This window comes from Microbacterium sp. ZW T5_45 (genome assembly GCF_044987415.1).
Classification (GTDB): domain Bacteria; phylum Actinomycetota; class Actinomycetes; order Actinomycetales; family Microbacteriaceae; genus Microbacterium.
On the sequence record NZ_JBJDRJ010000012.1, the window covers coordinates 25,777 to 47,400 of the forward strand.

Sequence of the window (21,624 nt, forward strand, 5' to 3'; positions counted from 1 at the left end):
CAGGTCTGGGGGTCTGATCAGCGGGCGGGCAGCAGGTCGGCGGTGCGACGGGCCAGGTCGACGGTGCGACGGGCCAGGTCATCGATCGCGACACCGTCGAGGCCGGGGAGGCTCGTCGCGATGCGGTTGCGGAGCGGATCGATGAATCGGGCGGGCAGGCCCGAACGGCCCGCGAGGCCGCCGAGCACCGAGCCCACGGTCGCGCCGGCCGAGTCGGTGTCCCATCCGGCGATCACCGCGAGCGGGACCCCGCGGACGAAGTCGCCGCCGCTGCGGGCGAGGGCGAATGCGATGAGTGCGGCGTTGTTGACCGTGTGCACCCAGTGCAGGTGCCCGTAGGTCGCGTGCAGCTCGTCGAGCGCGGCCGCGTCCTCGGTCGACGAGCGACCGAGGTCCGCACCGTGCGCGATCGCCGCGGCGAGCGCGGTGCCGGCGGGCACCGCACGGGCTGCGAGGTCGAGCACTTCGTCGACGGATGCCGCGACGAGCGACGCCGAGGTCAGCGCGGCCGCCCACATCGCACCCCACAGGCCGTTGCCGGTGTGACTGAGTCGGGCATCCGTCCACGCCTGCCGGGCCGACTCGGCGAGGTCGCCCGGGTTGATCCATCCGTAGACATCGGTCCGGATGAGCGCGCCGATCCACTCGCGGAACGGATTGCGCACCCGGCCGGCCTCATCGGAACGATAGCCGTCGAGCAGGTTGCGATACGCGATGCGCTCGGCCGTGAACGTGCGCCCCGCGGGGAGGTCGGCGAGCCAGGCCTGCGCGATGTCCTCGGTCGTGAAGCCTCGGCCCGCCGTCTCGAGCACCCGGAGGTTCAGCAGCGGATAGTTGAGGTCGTCGTCCTCCGGCATCCCGTCGATGTTCTCGACCAGCGAGTTCACCGACGATCGCCGGTTCCAGGGCCACCGTGCGGCGACCTCGGGAGCGAGACCGCGGGCCGTGAAGTAATCCTCCAGCGGCCAGCGGCCCGTCGACCGCAGGATCTCCTCGACGCCCTGTCGCGGGATCTTCTCGACCGGCTTGCCCCACAGGCAGCCGGCCGAGCGACCGGCCCACGCGCCGTGGATCCGGTCGAGCAGCACGTCGTCGCGGGGCACGGGCAGCGGTGCGGGCAGAGCGTTCAGCAGCACGCGCACGCCCGCCCAGTCCTGCGGGTCGGGCGACGGCGTCGGCACTTCGTCGAGCTCGACGAGTAGGGCGCGGGCCAGCGCGCGCAGCTCGTCGGATGCGGCATCCGGGGTCGCCCCTCCGCGCACCGGGTCGAGTCCACCGCCGGCGGCCTGCCAGCGTGCGGCGATCGCGTCGACGTCCTTGCCCTCGGCGCGCGCCTGCACGATCTCGTGCGGCACGAGGTCTTCGGGTTGGGCCCAGGTGAGCCGCATCACGCCTCCCGCAGCACGGCCACCCGACGCACGTCGGCCTCCGCGCGCTCGACGTCCTTCGCCATGATGTCCTCGGCGACGTCCGACAGCAGCGCGGCGTACTCGTCGAAGTCCACCCGGCTGGCGGCCGCGATCGTGTCGAGCATGTCGGTCGGGATCGCCTCGCGCCCACCGAGTCCCGCCGCGACGCTGCCGGCCATCGACGCGATCGAGTCGGAGTCGCGGCCGTAGTTCACCGCCCCGAGCACGGTGGGCAGGAACGCCCCCTCGTAGGCGACGAGGAACCCGAGGGCGACCGGCAACTCCTCGATCGACTTGGTGCGCGACGGCACCCTGGCGTCCATGAGCGGTTCCCGATAGGCGTCGCCGACCGTGTCGAACGGACGGATCGCCGCGCGCAGCGCCGCACCGATCGCATCGTCGTCGGCGTCGGCCGGCAGCGCCCGAGCGGCGTCGACGACCGCTCTGATCGCCGCGGCCGTGCCGTCGCGAGCGACACGCAGCGCGGCGTCGATCACGGAGTCGACGGTCGCACCGACGGCGACGGATGCCGCGACCGCCGCGGCGAACACGCCGGCTGCCTCACGGCCGTAGCTCGACTGGTGCGCACCGGCGATGTCGATCGCCTCGGTGTACGCGGCCCGGGGGTTGCCCGCGTTCACGATGCCGACCGGGGCCATGTACATGGCAGCACCGCAGTTGACGACGTTGCCGACGCCCGCCTCACGGGGGTCGATGTGCCCGTACTGCAGACGGGTCACCAGCCACTTCTCGGCGAGGAAGATGCGCTGCAGCAGGATCGACTCGCGCTCGAGCTCCGGGATCCAGCGGATCTCGGTCTGCAGCAGCGGCACGAGCAGCTCGGCCACAGCGAAGGCGTCGATGTGGTCGCGGCGCTCGGCGTAGACGCGGATCAGCGCCTGCGTCATCAGGGTGTCATCCGTGATGTGGCCGTCACCCTTGTGGTACGGGCTCACCGGTCGAGCGGTCTGCCAGTCCAGGTGGTACGGCGGCACGATGCCGGTGATGCGCCCTCCGTAGCGCTCCTTGATCTTGTCGGGGCTGAACCCCTCGGCGGCTCCGCCCAGGGCGTCGCCGATGGCCGACCCTGCGAGCACGGCGGCCGTGCGTTCGCGAATCCAGGTCATGGTGTGTCCTTCCCTCATGGGATGGGGGCGGATGCTGCGGCATCCGCCCCCATCGTCGTCAACCGTTGACCTGTGCCCAGCCGTCGTCGAGCTCGGACTTCAGGGCCTTGTCGTCGGTCTCGCCGCCCAGGAACTTCTGGAACGCGGGAGTGGCGACCGTGTCCTTCCACCGGACGAAGCCGTTGGCCTGCAGGAACACCGGGCCGTCGAGTCCCTCGGCCGACTTCACGATCTCGGGCCATCCGTTCTGATCGGCCGTCTGCTCGGCGAGGGCCTCGCGAGCCGAGACGGTCGTCGGGATGAGCCCGTCGGCGATGTTCATCTTCACGAGGTTGTCGGTCTGCATGAAGTAGTCGAGGAACTTCGCCGCCTGCTCCTGGTGCTCGGAGTCGATGTTGATCGAGAGCGTCTGCGGGTTCGCGGCCTGGACCGCCCCCTCGGAGCCCGCGAGCGGTGGCAGCACGATCCAGTCCATGTCGGCCGGTGCGTCCGTGGCGATGTTCGCCACCTGGTACGACCCCTGCACCGTCATCGCGGCCTTGCCCGCGTAGAAGGTCGCCAGCACGTCGGAACCGGACTGGGTGACGCCGATCGGGTCGACGGAGCCGTCGACGATCATCTCGCGCACGCGGTTCGGCACCTCGAGGTCGGAGTCGCTGACGTCGACCTTCATGTCCTCGCCCTCGCCCGTGAAGTACTGCGAGCCGAAGCCCATCCCGAGGCTCATGAACGCCGCGGTCGGGCTCTTCAGACCCCAGGTGATGCCATGGACATCGCCGGCGGTGGTCGCGGCGGCGATCTCGGCGAGCTCGTCCCACGTCATCGAGTCACCGGTCGGGATCTCGACGCCGGCGTTCTCGAGGAGCGTCTTGTTCGCGAACACCACGTAGGTCTGCAGCTCGGTCGGGGCGCCGATGATCTGGTCGTCGACGGTGACGGACTCGAGGACACCGGGGTCGATGTCGTCGATCGTGTCCTTGCTGAGGAGATCGCTCAGGTCGGCGATGTAGCCGTCGCGGGCGAAGGGCACGATGCCGAGGACCTCGTAGTGGATGATGTCGGGTGCGACCCCGCCGACGAACTGGGTCGTCAGCTTGTCGTCGAGGCTGTCGGTCGGAGCCTGGACGATCTCGACCTGGATGTCGGCGTTGTCGGCGTTCCAGGCGTCGACGATCTCCTTGGTCGCTTCGATGGCGGCCGGCTGATCGGAGAACGACTGGAAGGTGATCGATACCGGCTCGCCGTCGCCGGTGTCGTCGGTCGTGTCGCCGCCGCCCTGCGAGCAGGACGCGAGGGTGAGCGCCGTCACGGCCGCTGCGGCGACCGCGAGTGATGCGCGATGAAGCTTCTTCACTTCATACCTCTTTCTCTGTGGTGGGTTGGATCTCTGTGGTGGTGCGGGTGGTGGTCCGGTTCATGTCAGCCCTTCACGGCGCCGGACAGCATGCCCGCCGCGAGCCGCTTCTGCAGCAGCGTGAAGAACACGATGCTCGGGATGCTCGAGAGCAGAGCGCCGGCGGCCAGCGGGCCGACCGCGACCTTGCCCTCGCCGCCGATGAAGGTGCTCAGCGCGATCGGCAGGGTGTACTGCTCGGGTGACTGCAGCAGCACGAGCGCGAAGAAGAACTCGTTGTAGGCCGACACGAAGCTGAACATCGCGGTGGCCGCGAGGCCGGGCATCAGCAGGGGGAAGACGATGCGCTGCAGCGTCCGTGCCTTGTTGGCCCCGTCGATGGATGCCGCCTCCTCGACGTCGTACGGGATCGCCGCGACGTAGCCCTGCAGCATCCACAGCGAGAACGGCAGGGTGTACACCGAGTAGACGATCACGAGGCCGAGCAGCGAGTCGACGAGTCCTAGCGATCGGAGGATGAAGAACAGCGGGATGACGACGAGGATGACGGGGAAGATCTGGCTGACCAGGATGTAGCCGACCCCGATCGTGCGCAGCTTGCCCTGGTAGCGCGCCATCACGTAGGCCCCGGGGATCGACAGCAGCGTGACGACGATCGTCGTCGCGACAGCGACCAGCAGGCTGTTGCCCGCCGCCCGGATGAGCCCCTGACGCTCGAGGGCTGCGACGAAGTTGTCGAGCGTCGGCTGCAGCGGGAAGAGGTTGACCGCGAGCGAGTTGATCTCGGCCGACGACTTGAAGGCCGTCGAGATCAGCCAGAGGAGCGGGAACCCCAGGAAGATGAGGAACCCGGCGAGCGCGATGTACTGCAGGATGCGCACGAGAGGCTTCTTGGCCTTCATTCCAGCGGCACGGCGCTGCTTTTTCGTCGCGTTGAGCGTGACCACGTTGCGGGTCTCGGTGATCTGAGTCATCGTGCGCTCCTCTCGGGGCGGAACTGGCGCCACAGGGCGATCACCAGGATCAGGATCAGGAAGATGACGATCACGTCGCCCATCGCCGCGGCCCCGCCGGTGTTGCGCGTCTTGAACGCTTCGAGGTAGGTGAAGAGCATCGGCAGCATGGTGCGGCCGCCGGGCCCACCCTCGGTCATCACGTAGACGATGCCGAAGGAGTTGAAGTTCCAGATGAAGCTCAGGCTGGCGATCGAGAAGATCACCGGTCGCAGCGCCGGCAGCGTGACGCTGACGAATCGGCGCCAGGCGCCGGCCCCGTCGACGGCGGCGGCCTCGAGCAGTTCGCCGGGCACCTGCTGGAGTCCGGCGAGCAGCACGACCGTGTTCTGCGGCATCCCGACCCAGACGCCCACGAGGATCACGGCGGGCAGTGCGAGTCCGAAGTCGCCGAGCCAGTTGATGTTCGCGGGACCGCCGAGTGCCTCGATGAGCCAGTTCAGCGGGCCGTTGGTCGGCGAGTAGATCATCTGCCACATCACGGCGACGACCACGGGCGGCATCGCCCACGGGATGAGGGCGAGCACGCGCGTGATCCCGCGGAAGCGCAGATCGGTGTTCAGCAGCAGCGCGAGGCACAGCCCGCCGATGACCTGGAGAGCCGTGACCGTCACGGCCCAGATCATGCCGATCCCGAAGGACTGCCAGAACTGCACGTCGGAGCCGAGGCTGATGAAGTTCTCGAACCCGATGAACTTCGCCTCGTTGTTGCGGGCGAGACGCGAGTCGGTGAAGGCCGTCGCGACGCCGATGAACAGCGGGACGACGCTCAGCGCGAGGATCGGAATGAGCGTGGGGACGACGAGGCCGATCGCCTCGTTGCGCCTGCTGCGCGCGAGGCCGCCCGGCTTACGCGGCGCGGCGACCGCGGGCGCGCTCATGCTACGGCTCCGACCGTCGATGCCCGGATGACGAGGGTGGCCTCGACCGTCTCCTTGCGCGGCGGGCGGCTCGGGTCGGCGAAGCGTTCGCTGAGCATCCGGGCCGCGATGCGGCCGCGGCGCTCGGACTGCAGCGACACCGAGGTGAGCGGCGGGCTGTAGAGGGCGGCGAGCTCGGTGTCGTCGATTCCGGTGACCGCGACGTCCTCGGGCACGCGCAGGCCCCGGCGACGCAGGGCGTCGATCGCGCCGATCGCGATGAGGTCGTTCGCACACACGATCGCGTCGATCGCGAGGCCCTCGTCGAGGGTCGCAGCGAGCAGTCGCTCGGCGGCCTCGACGCCGGCGCCGACGGTGAAGTCGAGGGCCGTCGTCTGCAGTTCGTCGGGGCGGGAGAGGGCGTGCCTCTGCACCGCCGCGACGAAACCTGCCCGGCGGGCGGCACCCGGGTTGGTGTTGCCGGGGCCGTGGATCATGCCGATGCGGGTGCGTCCGAGGTCGATGAGGTGGTCGACGACCATGCCCACCGCGACCGCGGAGTCGACGAAGACCGTATCGATGCCGAGTTCGGAGTGCAGGGTGCCGATCACGACGACCGGCACGACGGTGTCGGCGAGCGCTTGGCGCAGCGCGGGGGTGACCCTCAGCGGCGAGATGATGAGTCCGTCGCCCGCCCCGAGGCTGAGCATCCGCACCAGCTCGACGGTCTGGTCGGGCCGGCGGCCGGTCGCCGAGACGCTGATGCGGGTCGTCTCGCCGAGCTCCTGCTCGATCGCGCGCAGCATCTGCACGTAGTTCGGGTTGCCGATGTCGTCGACGGCGAACACCACCTGACGGTGGCCGCCGAGACGGAGCGATCGGGCGGTCGCATCGGGGAGGTATCCGATGCGCTTCGCTGCGGTACGGACCTTCCTGATCATCTCGGGACTCGCGGACCGTCCGGTCAGCGCCCGCGATGCCGAGGCGAGCGAGACGCCGGCGGCGGCTGCGACCTCGTGCAGTGTCGGCTTCGTTCCCATGGTTCTCCTCGTTGAGTGGAAACGTTTCCAGAGACCGATCGTGGAAACGTTTCCAAATCGACGCTGGTTGGGCTGCAGGAAATGTAGGCGCATGGCCTGCGGCTGTCAAGAGGTGATGGCGGATGCCGTGGCAGAGCGTCGTCGGATGCCGCGCGTCACACCTGTCCGCGCGCGGCGATGATGCTCTCGGCCCTCCCCCGCATCGCGGCGTCGACCATCTCCCCCGTGCTCAGCGTGGCGACTCCGCCGCGCGCGAGCGCGGCCAGCACCTCCTCGGCCCAGCTCACATCGGCCTCGGCCGGGGCGAACACCGCGGCGATCACTGCGAGCTGCGTCGGATGCACGGCCATGCGCCCCACCAGACCGAGCTCGGCGACACGACGCGTGTCGGCGGCGAGCCCGTCCAGATCCCGGATCGCCGGGTACACCGACGCCATGAGCGGCGGGAGTCCGGCCGCTCTGGCCGCATAGAGCGCGCACAGACGCGCATGATCGATCACCGGCTCACCACCGCCGAGCTCGCTGCGCAGGTCGCTGTCGCCGAGCGCCAACGCGGTGACCGCGGGATGCTCGGCGATCGACAACGCGTTCAGGACCCCCCGTGCCGATTCCAGCAGCGCGGTCAGCGGCCTCCCCGGAGCGAGCGCGGCCGCCCGCTCGACGTCGTCCACCGTCTCGACCTTCGGCAGACGGATGCCGACGACCGGCGGCAGTGCGGCGAGGGCCCGCAGTTCTGCATCGGCCCCGGCGTTCACCCGCACCTGCACCGCGGCATCCATCGGCGCACCCCCGAGCCGGGTGAGCACGGCGTCGAGCGCGGCTGCCTTGCGCTCGACCGACACCGCATCCTCGAGGTCGAACACGACCAGCTCTGCACCGCTGCGCTCTGCTGAGTCGAACCGGTCGGGGCGATCGCCGGGCACGTACAGACCGGTGCGGGGCATCAGACCGCTCCCGCGTCGCGCAGGTCGGCGATCTCGGCATCCCCGTATCCGGCATCGTGCAGCACCGCCTCCGTGTCCGCGCCGTGGGGACGCCCGGCCCAGCGGATCGATCCCGGTGTGCGCGACAGTCGGAACAGCACGTTCTGCATCGCCACGTCGCCCAGCTCATCGTCGGGCACACGCACGACCGTGCCCAGCGCCCGGTACTGCGGATCCTCGACCACGCCCCGGACGTCGTATACGGGGGCGATCGCTGCGGATGCCTCCTCGAAGGCGGCGATCACCTCGGCCGAGTCGTGCGCGCCGATCCAGCTCTGCACCGCGGCGTCGAGCTCATCGGCGTGCAGCGCCCGCTCGTGCCCCGACCCGAACCAGGGTTCCTCGATCAGCTCGGCACGTCCGACGACCCGCATCACGCGCTCGGCGATCGACTGCGAACTCGTCGACACCGCGAGCCACACGTCGTCGCGCGAGCGGTACACGTTCCGAGGGGCGTTGTTCACCGAGCGGTTGCCGGTGCGCGGCTGCACCAGACCGAGCTGGTCCCAGGCGGTGATCTGGCCACCCAGCAGCATGAGGATCGGCTCGATGATCGCCATGTCGACGACCTGGCCGTGACCGTCGCGCTCTGCTCCGCGCAGCGCGGCCATCACGGCGTACGAGGTGGCGAGTGCCGCGATGCCGTCGGCGAGGCCGAACGGCGGCAGCGTCGGCGGCCCATCGGGGTCGCCGGTGAGAGCCGCGAAACCGCTCATCGCCTCGGCGAGGCTGCCGAACCCCGGGCGCGCGGAGTAGGGTCCGAACTGCCCGAAGGCCGTGACCCTCGCGAGCACGAGGCGGGGGTTCGCCGCGAACAACTGCTCAGGCGACAGCCCCCAGCGCTCGAGCGTGCCCGGTCGGAAGTTCTCGATCATGACATCGGCATCGGCGACCAGACGCAGCAGCACCTCCGCTCCCGACGGCTGCCCCAGGTCGATCGTCGCAGTGCGCTTGTTGCGCCCCAGCGTCTTCCACCACAGGTTGACGCCGTCCTTCTGCGGGCCGTGGCCCCGAGACGCATCGGGCCTCCGCGGATGCTCGACCTTGATCACATCGGCACCGAAATCGCCGAGGAATGTCGCCGCGAGCGGCCCGGCGAATAGCGTCGACACATCGAGGACGCGCACCCCCTCGAGCGGAGGCGTTGGAAACGTTTTCAGATCTTCCTGGCCCGACACCGGGACATGATAGTCACAGCCGGAGCGTGGCGGCAGCCCCGCATCGACGGCCCGACCGAGACGCGGGTGTCGGCGCCTTTGCTAGCCTGTCACCCGTGGGAACAATAAACAGCGTGCCCGTGACGGGGCGCTTCTTCTTCACCTTCCGCGACCGCCGCGCCTGACGGCGCGCCCGCTCACGCTCGCAGAAGCGCGCCGTCCTCCGAGATCCTCTGCACCTCGGACGGGCGCTTTCGCGTACCCTCACGCCGCCTCCCGGGGTGCTCCACCGACATCAGGAGCACGCTCATGTCTCGTTCTCTGCACGGCGGCCGACACGAACTCGGCCAGAACTTCCTCACCCACACCCCCACCATCCGCACCGTCATGGCGCTCGTACGCGCCACCCACGGCCCCATCCTCGAGCTCGGCTCTGGCGACGGCGCCCTGACGCGGCATCTGGCGGCGACCGGCCGCACCCTCACGGCCATCGACATCGACGAGCACCGGGTGCGCCGGCTGCGCGCCGCCCTGCCCGACGTGGAGGTCGTGCATGCGGATGCACTGCGGCATCCGGTGCGCACACCCACGGTGGTCGGCAATGTGCCGTTCCACCTCACGACCCCGATCCTGCGGCGGCTCCTCGCCGAGCCGCGGTGGGAGGAGGCGATCCTGATCACGCAGTGGGAGGTCGCCCGCAAACGAGCGGGCATCGGCGGCCACACCCTGATGACCGCGCAGCAGGCGCCGTGGTTCACCTTCGGCCTGCACGGCCGGGTGCCGAGCTGGGGATTCTCGCCGCGCCCGAGCGTCGACGGCGGCATCCTCACCATCACGCGCCGCGGGTCACCACTCGTGCCGCACGCCGATCGACGCGCCTACGAGGCGTTCGTCCGCGCGGTCTTCTCGGGTCGCGGCGGTCGGCTCGACCGCATCGTTCAGGGTGCAGCGCGCGTCGACAGGGCGGCAGCGGCCGCCGCCGTCGCGCGAGTGGAGGCCACGCGCGCGTTGCCCCGCGACCTCGACGCGCGCCAATGGGCATCACTGTGGCACGCCCTGCGGCGGTGACTCAGCCGAGGACGGGAGGAACCTCGGACCACAGCATCCGCTCGTCCGCCGACGGGGCCGCGGGGATGCGCCCCGCCCCGTCGGGCTCGGGGATGGCCGCCAGCAGCGCACGCGTGTAGGGATGCTGCGGCTGCGCCCACAGCGCATCCGTGCGGCCCGACTCGAGCACCCGGCCGGCGAACATCACGAACGTGCGATCGGCGATGCGCCGCACGACCGCGAGGTCGTGCGAGATGAACAGCATCCCCGCTCCCGCTTCGGCGACCAGGTCGCGCATGAGCCCGGCGACGCTGGTCTGCGTCGAGGCGTCGAGCGCCGAGATCGGCTCGTCGGCCACGAGCAGCGACGGGCGGGCGGCGAGTGCGCGCGCGATCGCGATGCGCTGCTTCTGCCCTCCCGAGAACTGGTGCGGGAACCGCGAGGTCGCCGCGGTCGGCAGTCCGACCTTCTCGAGCCACTCCTCGGGCGTCGAGCCCTCGGCTCCGCGCGCCCGCGCCGTGGCGATGCCGTCGGCGATCTGGTCACCGATGCGGCGCCGCGGGTTCAGCGACGTCGACGGGTCCTGGAACACCATCTGGATGCCGGTGAGCGCGAGCGGGCGGCGGCGGATGCCGAGCGGCGCCACCGGCGCGCCGCGGAACAGCACCGTGCCGCCGGCGGTCTTCTCGATGCCGACGACCGCGCGGGCGAGGCTCGACTTGCCGCTGCCGGACTCGCCGACCAGCGCGACGGTCTCGCCCGCGCCGACGCTCAGCGACACCCCGTCGACCGCCACCACCGGCGGGTTCCCGGGGTAGCGGACGACGACATCGCTCGCCTCGAGGACCGAAGCCTCACTCATGGTCGTCCTCCTCGAGTCGGGATCCGGGCAGCGCTGCGAGCAGCATCCGGGTGTAGTCGTGCTGCGGGTCGCGGAACAGCGTCTCGCGATCCGCGTGCTCGACGATCAGGCCGTCCTTCATCACGGCCACCTCGTCGGCGATCGCGCTCATGACGCCCAGGTCATGAGTGACGAGAAGCACGGCGAGCCGGCGCTCGGTGGCGAGATCGCGCAGCAGCCGCAGGATGCCGGCCTGCACGGTCACGTCGAGCGCCGTGGTCGGCTCGTCCGCCAGCAGCACCTCGGGATCGCAGGCGAGGGCGCACGCGATCGCGATGCGCTGCCGTTGACCGCCCGAAAACTGGTGCGGGTAGCGCTTCAGCGCGTCGGCCGGGTTCGGCACCTGCACCGTCTCGAGCAGCTCGATCGCCCGGGCGCGTGCCGCCTCGCCGCGCAGGCCGAGGTGCACGCGCATGTGGTCGGTGAGCTGGCGGCCGACCGGCAGCTGCGGGTGCAGCGAGGCCGACGGGTCCTGGAAGACCATGGCGACGCGGCGTCCGCGGATGCGGTTGAGACCGCGGCGTCCGAGCCCGACGAGCTCGTCGTCGCCGAGCCGGATCGAGCCGCCGGTCTTCGCCTGCCGCGGCAGCAGACCCAGAACGGCGAGCGAGGTGAGGGTCTTGCCCGATCCGGACTCACCGGCCAGACCGTGGATGCGGCCGGCCTCGAGGTCGAGCGAGACGCCCCGCACGAGCGGGCGACCGATGTCGATGGTCAGATCCCGGATGCTCAGCGCGGTCGGGCCCTGCGCGGTGCTGCCGGTGGCGGTCATGCGACGACCCCCTTCGCATCTGCCTGGTGCTCCGCCTGCTTCTCGTGCGTCATCTCCGCAGTCGGATCCAGCACATCGCGCATCGCGTCGCCGAGGAAGTTGAAGGCCAGCACCACGGTGAGGATCGCGAGCCCCGGGAAGACTCCCAGCCACCAGGCGTCGAAGTTCTGGATCGCCGCCGAGATCATCGACCCCCACTCAGCCGTGGGCGGCTGCGCGCCGAGGCCGAGGAACGACAGTCCGGAGAGCAGCAGGATCGCCGCACCGATGTCGAGTGTGGCCAGCACGAGCACGGGACCGGCGATGTTGGGCAGGATGTCGACGAACAGCGTGCGAACGGGCGAGTGGCCGAGCAGACGCCCCGCGATGACGTAGTTCTGACCACGCAGACCGAGCACGATGCTGCGGGTGACCCGGGAGTACTGCGGCCACGACACGACGATCGCCGCGATCACGGCGTTGAACAGCGACGGTCCGAGCGACGCCGCCACGACCATCGCGAGGATGACGGTCGGGAAAGCCATGAACAGATCGGTGATGCGCATGAGCGTCTCGTCGACCCAGCCGCCGAAGTAGCCGGCGAGCGCGCCGATGACCGTGCCGATGACGAGCGCGGCGATCACGAGCGAGAGCGCCAGCGGCAGGCTCACGGTCGCTCCGGTCATCAGGCGCGAGAAGATGTCGCGGCCGTTGCCGTCGGTGCCGAGCAGGGTGTCGATGCCCGGCGGCTGCAGTCGCGGCAGCTTCTGCGCGTTCGGGTCGAAGGGGACCCACCATTGGGCAGTGAAGGCGATGACGACCCACGCGAGGGCGATGACCGTGCCGATCACTCCCAGCGGGGTGCGCCATGCGCGCGGCCAGCGGAACCGGAATCGCCAGGGACCTGATGCCGAGTCGATGCGGCTCATGCGATCCTCACTCTCGGGTCCAGGACGCCGTAGAGCAGGTCGACGACGAAGTTGATGACGAGGTAGATGATGCCGACGACGAGGCCGACGCCCATGATGCCGGGCAGGTCCAGATTCGCGGCCGAGTTGTACGCGTAGGTTCCCAGCCCCGGCCAGGCGAACACCGACTCGACGAGCACGGTTCCCGACAGCAGCGAGCCGAACGCGACGCCGACGACCGTGAGGATCGGCAGCGACGCACCGCGCAGCACGTAGTCGAGGATGACGCGCAGCGAGGGCAGACCCTTTGCACGTGCGGCCCTGACGTAGTCGCTGCCGAGCACCTCGAGCACCGAGGTGCGGATGAACCGGGTGAGCAGACCGATCGTCACGAGCGACAGCACCATGACCGGGAGCGCGAGGTGGGCGAGGGCGTCGAAGTAGCCGACCCCGTCACCGTTCAGCAGATAGTCGATCGTGTACATGCCGGTGACGCGCGGCGGCGGGGTGATCGCCGGCGAGATGCGCCCAGAGCCCGGCGCGATGCGCAGCTGCAGGAAGAAGATGTAGAAGCTGACCAGGGCGAGCCAGAACGTGGGCACGCTGAGGCCGACGAGCGTGACGACCCTGATCACCTGGTCGGTGACGAGCCCCCGGCGGTATGCCGCGAGCGTGCCGAGCACGACGCTCACGGCGAGGCTGAGGATGATCGCGGCGATCGCGATCTCGATCGTCGCGGGCACCGCGGTGGCGAGGTCGCTGGTGACCGGGCGTCCGGTCACCAGCGACGTGCCGAGGTCTCCACGCAGGAGGCTCCCCATGTAGATGAAGTACTGGACGATCAGCGGCTGATCGAGCCCGTGCTCCCGGATGAACGCATCGCGCGTCGCCGGGTTCTGGGATGCTCCCTCACCGAGCGCCGCCGACACGGGGTCGCCCGGCACGAGGTTCGTGAGCGCGAAGGTCACGATCGTGACCCCGATCAGCAGGAGCAGCGAGGTGCCGAGCCTGCGCATCAGGTACCCGAGCAGCGGGGACCTGCGTCTGCGGGCCTGGCTCCGCACCGCCACCGTCGTCACGAGAGACCTCAGCCCGCGGGAGTGATCTCGGCGATGTCCATCTCCCACACCGAGTTGTACACGGCGCCGGTGACGGAGTCGGCCGACGAGATGTTGCGGCCGGGCACGATGAGCGGCACGAACGGACCCTGCTCCTGCATGGCCTCGGCGAACGAGGTGAACGCGGCGGTGCGGGCGTCGGCATCCGTCGCGCTGGCGGCCTCGGCGGCGATGCCCGCGATCTCGGGGTTCGCCTCGGCGGCCCAGCCGGCGCGGAGTCCGACCTTCAGGCCGGGCGCGAAGGGCAGGAAGTTCGCGGAGTCCGCGTAGTCCGGTCCCCAGAACCACAGGCCGAAGCCCTCGGTGCCGTTGACATACGCGTCGAGCTCGGTCGCGAACGGCTGCGGGGCGAGTTCGACGGTGATGCCGGCATCCGCCAGCTGCGACTGGATGCGCTCCGCGAGCGGGGTGAACTCCACGCCGCCGACCGGGTAGTCGTTCGGGAACTGCAGCTTCAGCGTCTGACCGGTGTAGCCGGCCTCGGCGAGCGCCGCCTTGGCCTTCTCGGCATCCGGCTCGACACCCGTCTCGAGCGCGCCCTCGAATCCGGGCGGGATGACGCCGGTCGCCTGCACCGCGCCGGAGCCGGCGAGCTCCAGCAGCGCGTCGTAGTCGAGCGAGTACCGGATCGCCTCGGCGATCTTCACGTTCGCGAGGTCTCCGGCGACCGCCGACGACTGGTTCAGCAGCAGGAAGATCGTCTGGCCGGAGGGCACCGAGTCCACCGTGATGCCGTCGCCGATGCCGGCGACCTGGTCGCCGTTCAGGTCCATCGCGACGGTCGAGTCGCCGCCCTTGAGGTTGGCGAGCTGGGTCGCGCTCTCGGGCACGTTGCGCACGACGACGCGGCCGAAGCCGGCCTTCTCGTCGCCGTTGTACTCGTCGTTCTTGGTAAGTACGACCTGTGAGCTGAGGTCGAGCGTGTCGAGGACGTAGGGGCCGGAGCCGGCGGATGCGCCGTCGAGGTACTTCTGCGCGGAGTCGGAGCCGTCGGTCGCGCCGCCGTTCTCGATGACGACGTCGGAGTTGACGATGCCGAGCGCGGGGTTCGCGAGGATCGCGGGCAGCTGCAGGATCGGGGTCTCCGAGCTGATCGTCACGGTCTTGTCGTCGACCTCGGTGATCGTGAGGCCGCCGAGCAGGAAGTTGGGCTTCGCGTCTTCCATGCCCTGGATGCGCTGCAGCGTGAAGACGACGTCCTTCGCCTCGATCGGCGACCCGTCGGAGAACACCCGGTCGCCCTCGAGCGTGAAGGTGAACTCGGTGGCCGTGTCGTTCTGCTCCCACGAGGCGAGACCGGGAACCGGGGTGGAGACGTCGGAGCCCTCGAAGTCGACGAGGGTCTCGTAGAGCGCCTTCGCGATCATGTTGCCGGTCGGGTCGTAGGTGTGACCGGGGTCGCCGGTCTCGATCGAGAACGCGGTGTCGATGACGAGGGAGTCGCCGGCCGAGGAGCCGCCTCCGCCGTTCGCGGAGTTGCCGCCGGAGCAGCCGGCGAGGGCCAGGAGCGAGACGGCTCCCAGAGCGATGAACGAGGTGCTGCGACGCGACACCATGACGGCCTCCAAAGACGAGGAAGATATATCGGGAAGATCATCCAGATGGACGACCGTGATCAGATTCCCATGATGAGCGACGATCTGTCTATCGCTAGTGCGTAACGGTCCCGTAAACTGATCTTCGAATCGCCCGAAAGGTGAAATATGTCCAGCCGCGACATCGATGAGCCGACACAATCTGGACGAAAAGGCATGCCTCTGGACGATGTCGCGTACAGAATTCTCGACGCGCTCCGCGAGAACGGACGCATCTCGATCGCCGCGCTCGCAGAGAAGGTCGGGATCTCCCGCGCCAACGCCTACACGCGGGTCGAATCCCTCGTGCAGGACGGGGTGATCACGGGCTTCAGCGCGCGCGTCGACCCGGCCAAGGCCGGTCTCTCGATCGCCGCGCTCGTGTTCGTGACGGTCATGCCGCAGGCATGGGAGTCGTTCCGCGAACGTGTGCGCGAGATGCCCGACGTCGAATGGTGCGCGATCACGACCGGCGAGCACGACGCGATGCTGCTGATCCGCGCGGTCGACGTCAGCGGCGTGCACGAGTTCTCGACGAGCGTCATCGCACAGCTGCCCGAGGTGCGGACCGTGGTGAGCGTTGTCGTGCTCGACGAGGTGGTCCGACGCTCGTTCCTGCTGCCCGTCGATCTTCCGGAACGCCGTGCAGGGGCGCCGCTGGGGATGACCCGGTGGACGCCGGCCTCACCCGGTCGCGACGCGCTTCCCCCGCGCTGAGCGGCTCCGAGCTCGCTAGGCGATCTCCTCGCACACGCTCAGCTGCGGCAGCCCGTGCATCTCGTAGTGCTCCACCAGCCGCACCCGGCCGTCCTCGGTGAGCTCGAGCTCGCTCTCGCCGTCGCCCGTGACCACGGATCCGTCCGCGACGAGCACGTGCACGAACGACACCCAGATCGTGTCTCCGGTGCGGGTGCCGACGAAACGGCCGAAGGTGACGGTGTCGCCCGAGTACTCGCCCCAGATCGCCCCGTCCCGCTCCTGGTACAGGAACTCGCTGGGCGCATCCGGGTCGACCGTCGAGGTGGTCGAGGAGATCATCCGGAAACGGCGGCCATCGAGGGAGGGGATGCTCATGATCTCGATTATGGACGATCCGCTCGAGCCGCCCATTCCGCGGCGAGCATCCCGTACTCGAGCATGGTCGCCCACTCCCCCTTGAACCAGCTGCTCTCGACGAGACGCGCCTCCCGCCGGAAGCCGAGCCGTTCGACCACGCCGACCGACGCCGTGTTGCGCTCGTCGATGCGCGCCGTGATCCGGTGCAGTCCCAGCCCGTCGAAGCCGAGATCGAGCAGGGCGGCGACGGCCTCGGTCGCGTATCCGCGCCCGGCGAAGGCCGGGTCGAGGATGTACCCGACCTCGCCCGCGCGATCACGCTCGCTGCGCCAGAACAGCACGACGTCGCCGACCAGCCGGCCCGTGCCCTGCTCCTCCACCCCGAGGCAGACCGCGTCGCCCTCGGCGGTGAAGACCGACCCCGCCCACGTCGTGCGCAACCGCTCGCGGATGTCCTCGATCGACAGCACCCCGTACGGCACGAACCGCACGTTCTCGGCATCCGACTTGTAGGCGAGCATGGGCTCGGCATCCGCATCGCCGAGCGGGCGCAGCAGAAGCCGCGCGGTGCGGAGGGGGTACTCGGGCGACAGCATCCGCGTCACTCGAGGTCGAGCGAGAGCAGACCCGGGGTGCGGCCGGTCTCGCAGGTGATCGTCACGAATGCCTGGGTCATGGCGACAGTCTGCCGCACGGGTAGCGTGGTCGCATGGAGTGGATGGGGGATCCGTCTGTCGGATCGTGGCTGGTGGACCGGATCGACAGCTTCTTCGGGGCGAGCATGCACGGCGTCGTGCCGCGCGGATACGAGGCCTATGCGAGGGTGTTCCACCCGGCGAGCGTGCGCTCTCTGCCCGGCGGCGCGGTCCCGACCGCGCACGAATGGGAGCGGATGCCGGCCGCCGAGCAGCAGCGGCTGATCGATCTGTTCGAGGAACACCCTGCGACCTGGGCCGACGTGGCCGCCGCGTTCCGCACGAGCCTGCACCCGCTCGCGCAGTGGCAGAGCCTGGTCCGCACGCCCGCGGGCGAGGACTGGCGCACACGACTCTCCCCGGACGGACGCGAGTTCACGTCTCCCGACGAGGGCCAGCTGCCCGCCGGACTGCTGGCGGTGGTCTCCGGGCATCTCGCCGCGCACACCCGCACACCGGATGCCGGGATCGCCGCGCTCTGGGACGGCTGGGGCGGTCTCACCGGCGGTCTGGGTCACGCACCGAACACGCTGTCTTTCGGACTCGGCGGTGACCCGCACCACGAGGCGATGCTCGGGCGCAGCATCCACGATCCGCTGAACACCGCGTTCCGCAAGCCGACCTGGCAGGAAGGCATCCTGTCGCGGGAGATCTCCGAGGGACCCCGCCTCGAACTGCCCGACCGTGCCCACGTGCTGTTCGCTGCCGCACCCCGGGAGTTCGCCGACCCCGGGTGGGTTCTGCGCGCGCCGTGGCGCGACCTGCCGGCCGAGGCGCACGGCTTCGCGCCGAGCGCGCTGAGCCCCAGCATCCTCTGGCCCGAGGACCGGGCGTGGACCCTCGTCACCGAGGTCGACTTCGACTCGACCGTGGTCGCGGGAACAGCCGCCCTGATCGCGGAGCTCTGCGCCGACGACAGGCTCGAAGCGCTCCCGATCCCGGCAGACGCCGACCTCGGCTGGGACGCCGACACCATCAATCGATGAGCACGCCGCACGGTCCGTCGTTCGACGCCCGCCCACTCACCGACCCCGTCGACCCGAAGGCGGTGACCGCATTCGCCGCCGGGCTACGCAGCCGGCGAACCGTATCCAGAAGCTCCCAGGTGTTCTCGGTCATCGGGCTGGTGGTTCTGGTCGCTCTGCTCCTGATGGCCTTCGGCGTGATGCTGACGCCGTGGGTGTCCCGCAACGCGGCCCGCGCGGAGTCACTGCTCACGCCGATCGTCGTCGGCGCCGTGATCCTGGCGGCGGCCGTCGGAGTCGTCGGCGTCGTGCGCTGGCGGGCGGCGCGGATCCGTCGGTGGCGACTCGGGCGCTTCGCCGAGGTGAACGGCTTCCAGTACACCGAGCGCATGCACCTCCCGAATCTGCCGGGGATGATCTTCGACATCGGCACCTCTCGCGAGGCGACCGACATCATCGCCGGCAGTCGCCCCCGGCACGTCGAGTTCGGGAACTACGAGTACACGGTCAAGCGGGGCAAGAGCTCGACGACCTATCGCTGGGGGTACGTCGCGGTGAAGCTCAGCGCCCCACTGCCGCACATCGTGCTCGATGCGAAGGGCAACAACGGTTTCGGCAGCAACCTGCCGGTCTCTTTCCGTGGCGTGCAGCGGCTGTCTCTCGAGGGCGACTTCAACGAGTACTTCGAGCTCTACTGCCCGCGAGGATACGAGCGCGACGCGCTCTATCTGTTCACTCCCGATGTCATGGCGAGATTCATCGACAACAGTGCCGAGCTCGACGTCGAGATCGTCGACGGCTGGATGTTCCTCTACACCCGTCGCCGGGTGTCGACCCTGGACCCCGCCACCTGGGCCTGGCTGTTCGGCGTCGTCGGAGCGTTGAACGCCAAGGCCGACCAGTGGGCGCGGTGGCGCGACGACCGCCTGCTCCTGGAGCGGGAACGGAACGAGGACTCCACCACACGGGTCGAGCGTTCCTCGGCGTACGCGCCCGTCGACGATGTCCTGATCACTCCCCCGCCCGGGGTCGCGCGGGAAGGACGTCGGTTGAGACGGAGACCTCGGTGGATCGGCCTGGTCGCGGGGGTGATCGCCGTGTTGATCTTCGGATGGATGCGCATGGCGGGAATCCGCTGAGCGTCCGAGGGGTTCATGTAGGGGTGGGTGCCGTGTGGGGAACAGCTTCCCACCCCCATCCCCCCTCGGGACCGGCGAAGGCTCGCGCCCTCTCCGCATGGCGGTATGACCCGCTCTCGCGTGCTCTCGGCTGGGGACCGATCCGCACGCGGACGAGATGAATATATCGATACGAAGGTTGCACGGAGTTGCACGCGGGGTTACACCGCGTGACGCGGCCTGGAACGCCACCCCTGCTGCATGCAAGAGAATGGAAGATGATGTCCGCACACGAAGAGCACGACGCCTGGAAGTCCGCCCGCGCCACCGCCGTCACCGGCCCTGAAGGCAACCTCGCCCTTGTGGAGACGCGCTGGACCGGAGCCGCGCCCGACATCGCCGCCGAGCAGAGCGCGGCGGCCGAGACCGTGCGGATCACCCCCATCCAGCGCAAGGACATCGACTCGGGCGAGACCGAGCATGGCCTGCGGGTCTGGGATGCCGATGCCCCGGCGATCCGCGCCTTCGATCGCATCGACACCTACGAGTACGACCCCGCGTGGGTGCTCGAGGGCCGGTTCACCCCGATCGACGGGGCCCGCACCGTGCCGTTCGAGCACATCCGCGACAACGGCGGCACCCGCGACCTCGCCGTTCCGGGCGACATCCACCTCGAGCTCGACGGCCGGGAATACACCCTCGCCGCGTTCGACGACGGTGGGACGCTGCTGCTCGTCTTCGGCGATGAGACCAACGGCTCCGAGACCTACGGATCCGGCCGCTTCCTCTTCGTCGAGCTGCGCGACGACGCGGGGTCGGTCGTGCTCGACTTCAACCGCGCATTCGTGCCGCCGTGCGGTTTCTCGGCCCAGTACAACTGCCCACTCCCGCCGGCATCCAACCGCTTCCCCCTGCCGATCCGAGCAGGCGAGAAGAACGTCGTCTTCACCGGCGGCTTCGACATCTACGCGGCCTGATCCCCGCCCTCTCACCCTGGAGAACACATGAGATCCCCCCGCCTTCTCGGTGCCCTCGGCGCCGTCGCGACCGTCGCCCTCGTGGCCGGCTGCGCCTCGGGCACCGCCGAGAGCACCGATAGCTCGGACGCCACGATCGCGATCGGCTCGCTCTACGAGCCGACCAACCTCAGCAACACGCAGGGCGGTGGCCAGGGCGTGACCGAGGCCCTGACCGGCAACGTCTATGAGGGCCTGTACCGCCTGAGCGACGACGGCGAGGTCGAGCCGCTGCTCGCGACCGACGCCGAGGTGTCGGACGACGGCCTCACCTACACGATCTCGCTGCGGGACGACGTGACCTTCCACTCGGGTGACCCGCTGACCTCGGCCGACGTGAAGGCGAGCATCGAGCAGGTCACCTCGGAGGACTCGGTCTCGGCCCGCAAGTCGAGTTTCTCGGTGATCTCCGACATCGCGACCCCCGACGACTCCACGGTCGTGTTCACGCTCTCCGAGCGCTCGATCTCGTTCCTCTACAACCTCAGCTACGTGTGGATCGTGAACGATGAGGCCACCGACCTGACCGAGTCCGAGGACGGCACCGGCCCGTACACGCTCGACGAGTGGAAGAAGGGCTCGACCCTGACCCTCGAGCGCTGGGACGACTACTGGGGCGAGCCGGCGAAGAACGCCGAGGTCGTCTTCACGTACTTCACCGACGCGACGGCCGAGAACAACGCGCTGCTCACGGGTGAGATCGACGTCATCACGAGCGTGCAGAGCCCCGACTCGCTCGAGCAGTTCACGGGCGACGACTACGTGATCAGCGAGGGCACGTCGACCACGAAGGAGCTGCTCGCGTTCAACGACCGCGTCGCGCCCTTCGACAACGCCCTGGTGCGCAAGGCGGTCTACTCCGCAATCGACACGAAGAAGCTCCTCGAGTCGATCTGGGGCGACTACGGCACGCTCATCGGCTCGATGGTGCCGCCGACCGACCCCTGGTACGAGGACCTCACCGACGTGAACCCGTACGACGTCGAGCTCGCGAAGCAGCAGCTCGCCGAGGCGGGCTACGCCGACGGGTTCACCTTCACGCTCGACACCCCCAGCTACGACCCTCACCCGGCTGTCGCCGAGTTCCTGCAGTCGCAGCTCGCCGAGGTCGGCATCACGGTGGAGATCAACACGATCAGCGCCGACGAGTGGTACACGAAGGTCTACAAGGAGCGCGACTTCGAGGCGACGCTGCAGGAGCACGTGAACGACCGCGACGTGGTCTGGTACGGCAACCCCGACTTCTACTGGGGCTATGACAACGCCGACGTGCAGCAGTGGGTCTCGGAGGCCGAGCAGGCCGCCTCGGTCGACGAGCAGACCGAGCTGCTGAAGAAGGTCAACGAGCAGATCGCGCAGGATGCCGCGAGCGTATGGTTGTACCTGTATCCGCAGATCGTGGTCGCCTCCAGCGACCTCAGCGGATACCCGGTCAACGGGCTGAACTCGCAGTTCTTCGCCTACGACATCGTCAAGTCCTGACGATGCACGAAGGGGGATGCCGTGAGTCGGCATCCCCCTTCGTCATTCCC

The 21,624-nt window shown here is 69.4% G+C and carries 21 protein-coding genes; 6 read left to right on the forward strand and 15 right to left on the reverse strand.

The features are described from left to right. Nucleotides 1-17: 17 nt before the first annotated feature. The 8 genes from ACI3KS_RS08325 to ACI3KS_RS08360 all read right to left on the reverse strand — a co-directional run bounded on the left by ACI3KS_RS08325 (nt 18) and on the right by ACI3KS_RS08360 (nt 8,913). Nucleotides 18-1,388 (reverse strand): ADP-ribosylglycohydrolase family protein, encoded by a 1,371-nt coding sequence (locus ACI3KS_RS08325; protein ID WP_404917118.1) that lies wholly within the window; start codon nt 1,386-1,388, stop codon nt 18-20. Beyond that, complete coding sequence (locus ACI3KS_RS08330; protein WP_404917120.1) at nt 1,388-2,536, reverse strand: ADP-ribosylglycohydrolase family protein; 1,149 nt, start codon at nt 2,534-2,536, stop codon at nt 1,388-1,390. The genes ACI3KS_RS08325 and ACI3KS_RS08330 overlap by 1 nt, the downstream gene beginning before the upstream one ends. 58 nt (nt 2,537-2,594) lie before the next feature. Next, a complete protein-coding gene (locus ACI3KS_RS08335) occupies nt 2,595-3,890 on the reverse strand; it encodes an ABC transporter substrate-binding protein (RefSeq protein ID WP_404917122.1) in 1,296 nt (431 codons plus the stop codon). A 65-nt stretch (nt 3,891-3,955) separates the two neighbouring features. Next, on the reverse strand, nt 3,956-4,864 hold the full coding sequence (locus tag ACI3KS_RS08340) for a carbohydrate ABC transporter permease (RefSeq protein WP_404917124.1): 909 nt from the start codon (nt 4,862-4,864) through the stop codon (nt 3,956-3,958). Further along, entirely contained in the window at nt 4,861-5,784 is a 924-nt protein-coding gene (locus tag ACI3KS_RS08345) for a carbohydrate ABC transporter permease (protein WP_404917126.1), read from the reverse strand. Before ACI3KS_RS08345 ends, ACI3KS_RS08340 begins: the two co-directional genes overlap by 4 nt. Next, nucleotides 5,781-6,803, reverse strand: coding sequence for a LacI family DNA-binding transcriptional regulator (locus tag ACI3KS_RS08350; RefSeq protein WP_404917128.1), 1,023 nt, complete (start codon nt 6,801-6,803; stop codon nt 5,781-5,783). The genes ACI3KS_RS08345 and ACI3KS_RS08350 overlap by 4 nt, the downstream gene beginning before the upstream one ends. Before the next feature lie 155 nt (nt 6,804-6,958). After that, nucleotides 6,959-7,747, reverse strand: coding sequence for an HpcH/HpaI aldolase/citrate lyase family protein (locus ACI3KS_RS08355; RefSeq protein WP_404917130.1), 789 nt, complete (start codon nt 7,745-7,747; stop codon nt 6,959-6,961). Then, a complete protein-coding gene (locus ACI3KS_RS08360; protein ID WP_404917132.1) occupies nt 7,747-8,913 on the reverse strand; it encodes a CaiB/BaiF CoA transferase family protein in 1,167 nt (388 codons plus the stop codon). The genes ACI3KS_RS08355 and ACI3KS_RS08360 overlap by 1 nt, the downstream gene beginning before the upstream one ends. A 339-nt stretch (nt 8,914-9,252) precedes the next feature. Here ACI3KS_RS08360 and erm point away from each other — a divergent pair, with 339 nt between their 5' ends. Then, nucleotides 9,253-10,011, forward strand: coding sequence for a 23S ribosomal RNA methyltransferase Erm (gene erm / locus ACI3KS_RS08365; protein WP_404917134.1), 759 nt, complete (start codon nt 9,253-9,255; stop codon nt 10,009-10,011). 1 nt (nt 10,012) lies between these two features. Here the strand turns inward: erm and ACI3KS_RS08370 are convergent, their stop codons facing one another. Genes ACI3KS_RS08370 through ACI3KS_RS08390 form a run of 5 tightly spaced genes read right to left on the reverse strand, consistent with a single transcriptional unit; the run spans nt 10,013 to nt 15,224 of the window. Beyond that, on the reverse strand, nt 10,013-10,852 hold the full coding sequence (locus ACI3KS_RS08370) for an ABC transporter ATP-binding protein (RefSeq protein WP_404917136.1): 840 nt from the start codon (nt 10,850-10,852) through the stop codon (nt 10,013-10,015). Continuing rightward, nucleotides 10,845-11,663, reverse strand: a complete 819-nt coding sequence (locus tag ACI3KS_RS08375) for an ABC transporter ATP-binding protein (RefSeq protein ID WP_404917138.1) — start codon at nt 11,661-11,663, stop codon at nt 10,845-10,847. Before ACI3KS_RS08375 ends, ACI3KS_RS08370 begins: the two co-directional genes overlap by 8 nt. Further along, the gene (locus ACI3KS_RS08380) at nt 11,660-12,571 is read right to left on the reverse strand and encodes an ABC transporter permease (protein WP_404917140.1); all 912 of its coding nucleotides are present in this window, start codon (nt 12,569-12,571) and stop codon (nt 11,660-11,662) included. The genes ACI3KS_RS08375 and ACI3KS_RS08380 overlap by 4 nt, the downstream gene beginning before the upstream one ends. Then, a complete protein-coding gene (locus ACI3KS_RS08385) occupies nt 12,568-13,629 on the reverse strand; it encodes an ABC transporter permease (protein WP_404917142.1) in 1,062 nt (353 codons plus the stop codon). Before ACI3KS_RS08385 ends, ACI3KS_RS08380 begins: the two co-directional genes overlap by 4 nt. A gap of 8 nt (nt 13,630-13,637) precedes the next feature. Further along, nucleotides 13,638-15,224 (reverse strand): ABC transporter substrate-binding protein, encoded by a 1,587-nt coding sequence (locus tag ACI3KS_RS08390; protein ID WP_404917144.1) that lies wholly within the window; start codon nt 15,222-15,224, stop codon nt 13,638-13,640. A 195-nt stretch (nt 15,225-15,419) separates the two neighbouring features. On the opposite strand from ACI3KS_RS08390, the gene ACI3KS_RS08395 reads away from it, so the two are divergent. Further along, the gene (locus tag ACI3KS_RS08395; protein WP_404917146.1) at nt 15,420-15,959 is read left to right on the forward strand and encodes an Lrp/AsnC family transcriptional regulator; all 540 of its coding nucleotides are present in this window, start codon (nt 15,420-15,422) and stop codon (nt 15,957-15,959) included. Nucleotides 15,960-15,974: 15 nt separating this feature from the next. Here ACI3KS_RS08395 and ACI3KS_RS08400 read toward each other — a convergent pair whose 3' ends face one another. Together ACI3KS_RS08400 and ACI3KS_RS08405 are read right to left on the reverse strand one after the other, a co-directional pair. Beyond that, complete coding sequence (locus ACI3KS_RS08400; protein WP_404917148.1) at nt 15,975-16,316, reverse strand: hypothetical protein; 342 nt, start codon at nt 16,314-16,316, stop codon at nt 15,975-15,977. Nucleotides 16,317-16,324: 8 nt separating this feature from the next. Beyond that, entirely contained in the window at nt 16,325-16,894 is a 570-nt protein-coding gene (locus ACI3KS_RS08405; protein WP_404917150.1) for a GNAT family N-acetyltransferase, read from the reverse strand. Nucleotides 16,895-17,007: 113 nt separating this feature from the next. Here ACI3KS_RS08405 and ACI3KS_RS08410 point away from each other — a divergent pair, with 113 nt between their 5' ends. From ACI3KS_RS08410 to ACI3KS_RS08425, 4 genes are all read left to right on the forward strand, one after another. After that, on the forward strand, nt 17,008-17,979 hold the full coding sequence (locus tag ACI3KS_RS08410; protein ID WP_404917152.1) for a hypothetical protein: 972 nt from the start codon (nt 17,008-17,010) through the stop codon (nt 17,977-17,979). Next, the gene (locus ACI3KS_RS08415; RefSeq protein ID WP_404917154.1) at nt 17,976-19,097 is read left to right on the forward strand and encodes a hypothetical protein; all 1,122 of its coding nucleotides are present in this window, start codon (nt 17,976-17,978) and stop codon (nt 19,095-19,097) included. The genes ACI3KS_RS08410 and ACI3KS_RS08415 overlap by 4 nt, the downstream gene beginning before the upstream one ends. Nucleotides 19,098-19,354: 257 nt before the next feature. Further along, nucleotides 19,355-20,053 carry a DUF1684 domain-containing protein gene (locus tag ACI3KS_RS08420; RefSeq protein WP_404917156.1) on the forward strand — a complete coding sequence of 233 codons (699 nt, stop codon included), beginning with the start codon at nt 19,355-19,357 and terminating at the stop codon, nt 20,051-20,053. Nucleotides 20,054-20,080: 27 nt separating this feature from the next. Continuing rightward, nucleotides 20,081-21,574: an ABC transporter substrate-binding protein gene (locus tag ACI3KS_RS08425; protein WP_404917158.1), complete on the forward strand. Its 1,494-nt coding sequence runs from the start codon at nt 20,081-20,083 to the stop codon at nt 21,572-21,574. Nucleotides 21,575-21,624: the final 50 nt, after the last annotated feature.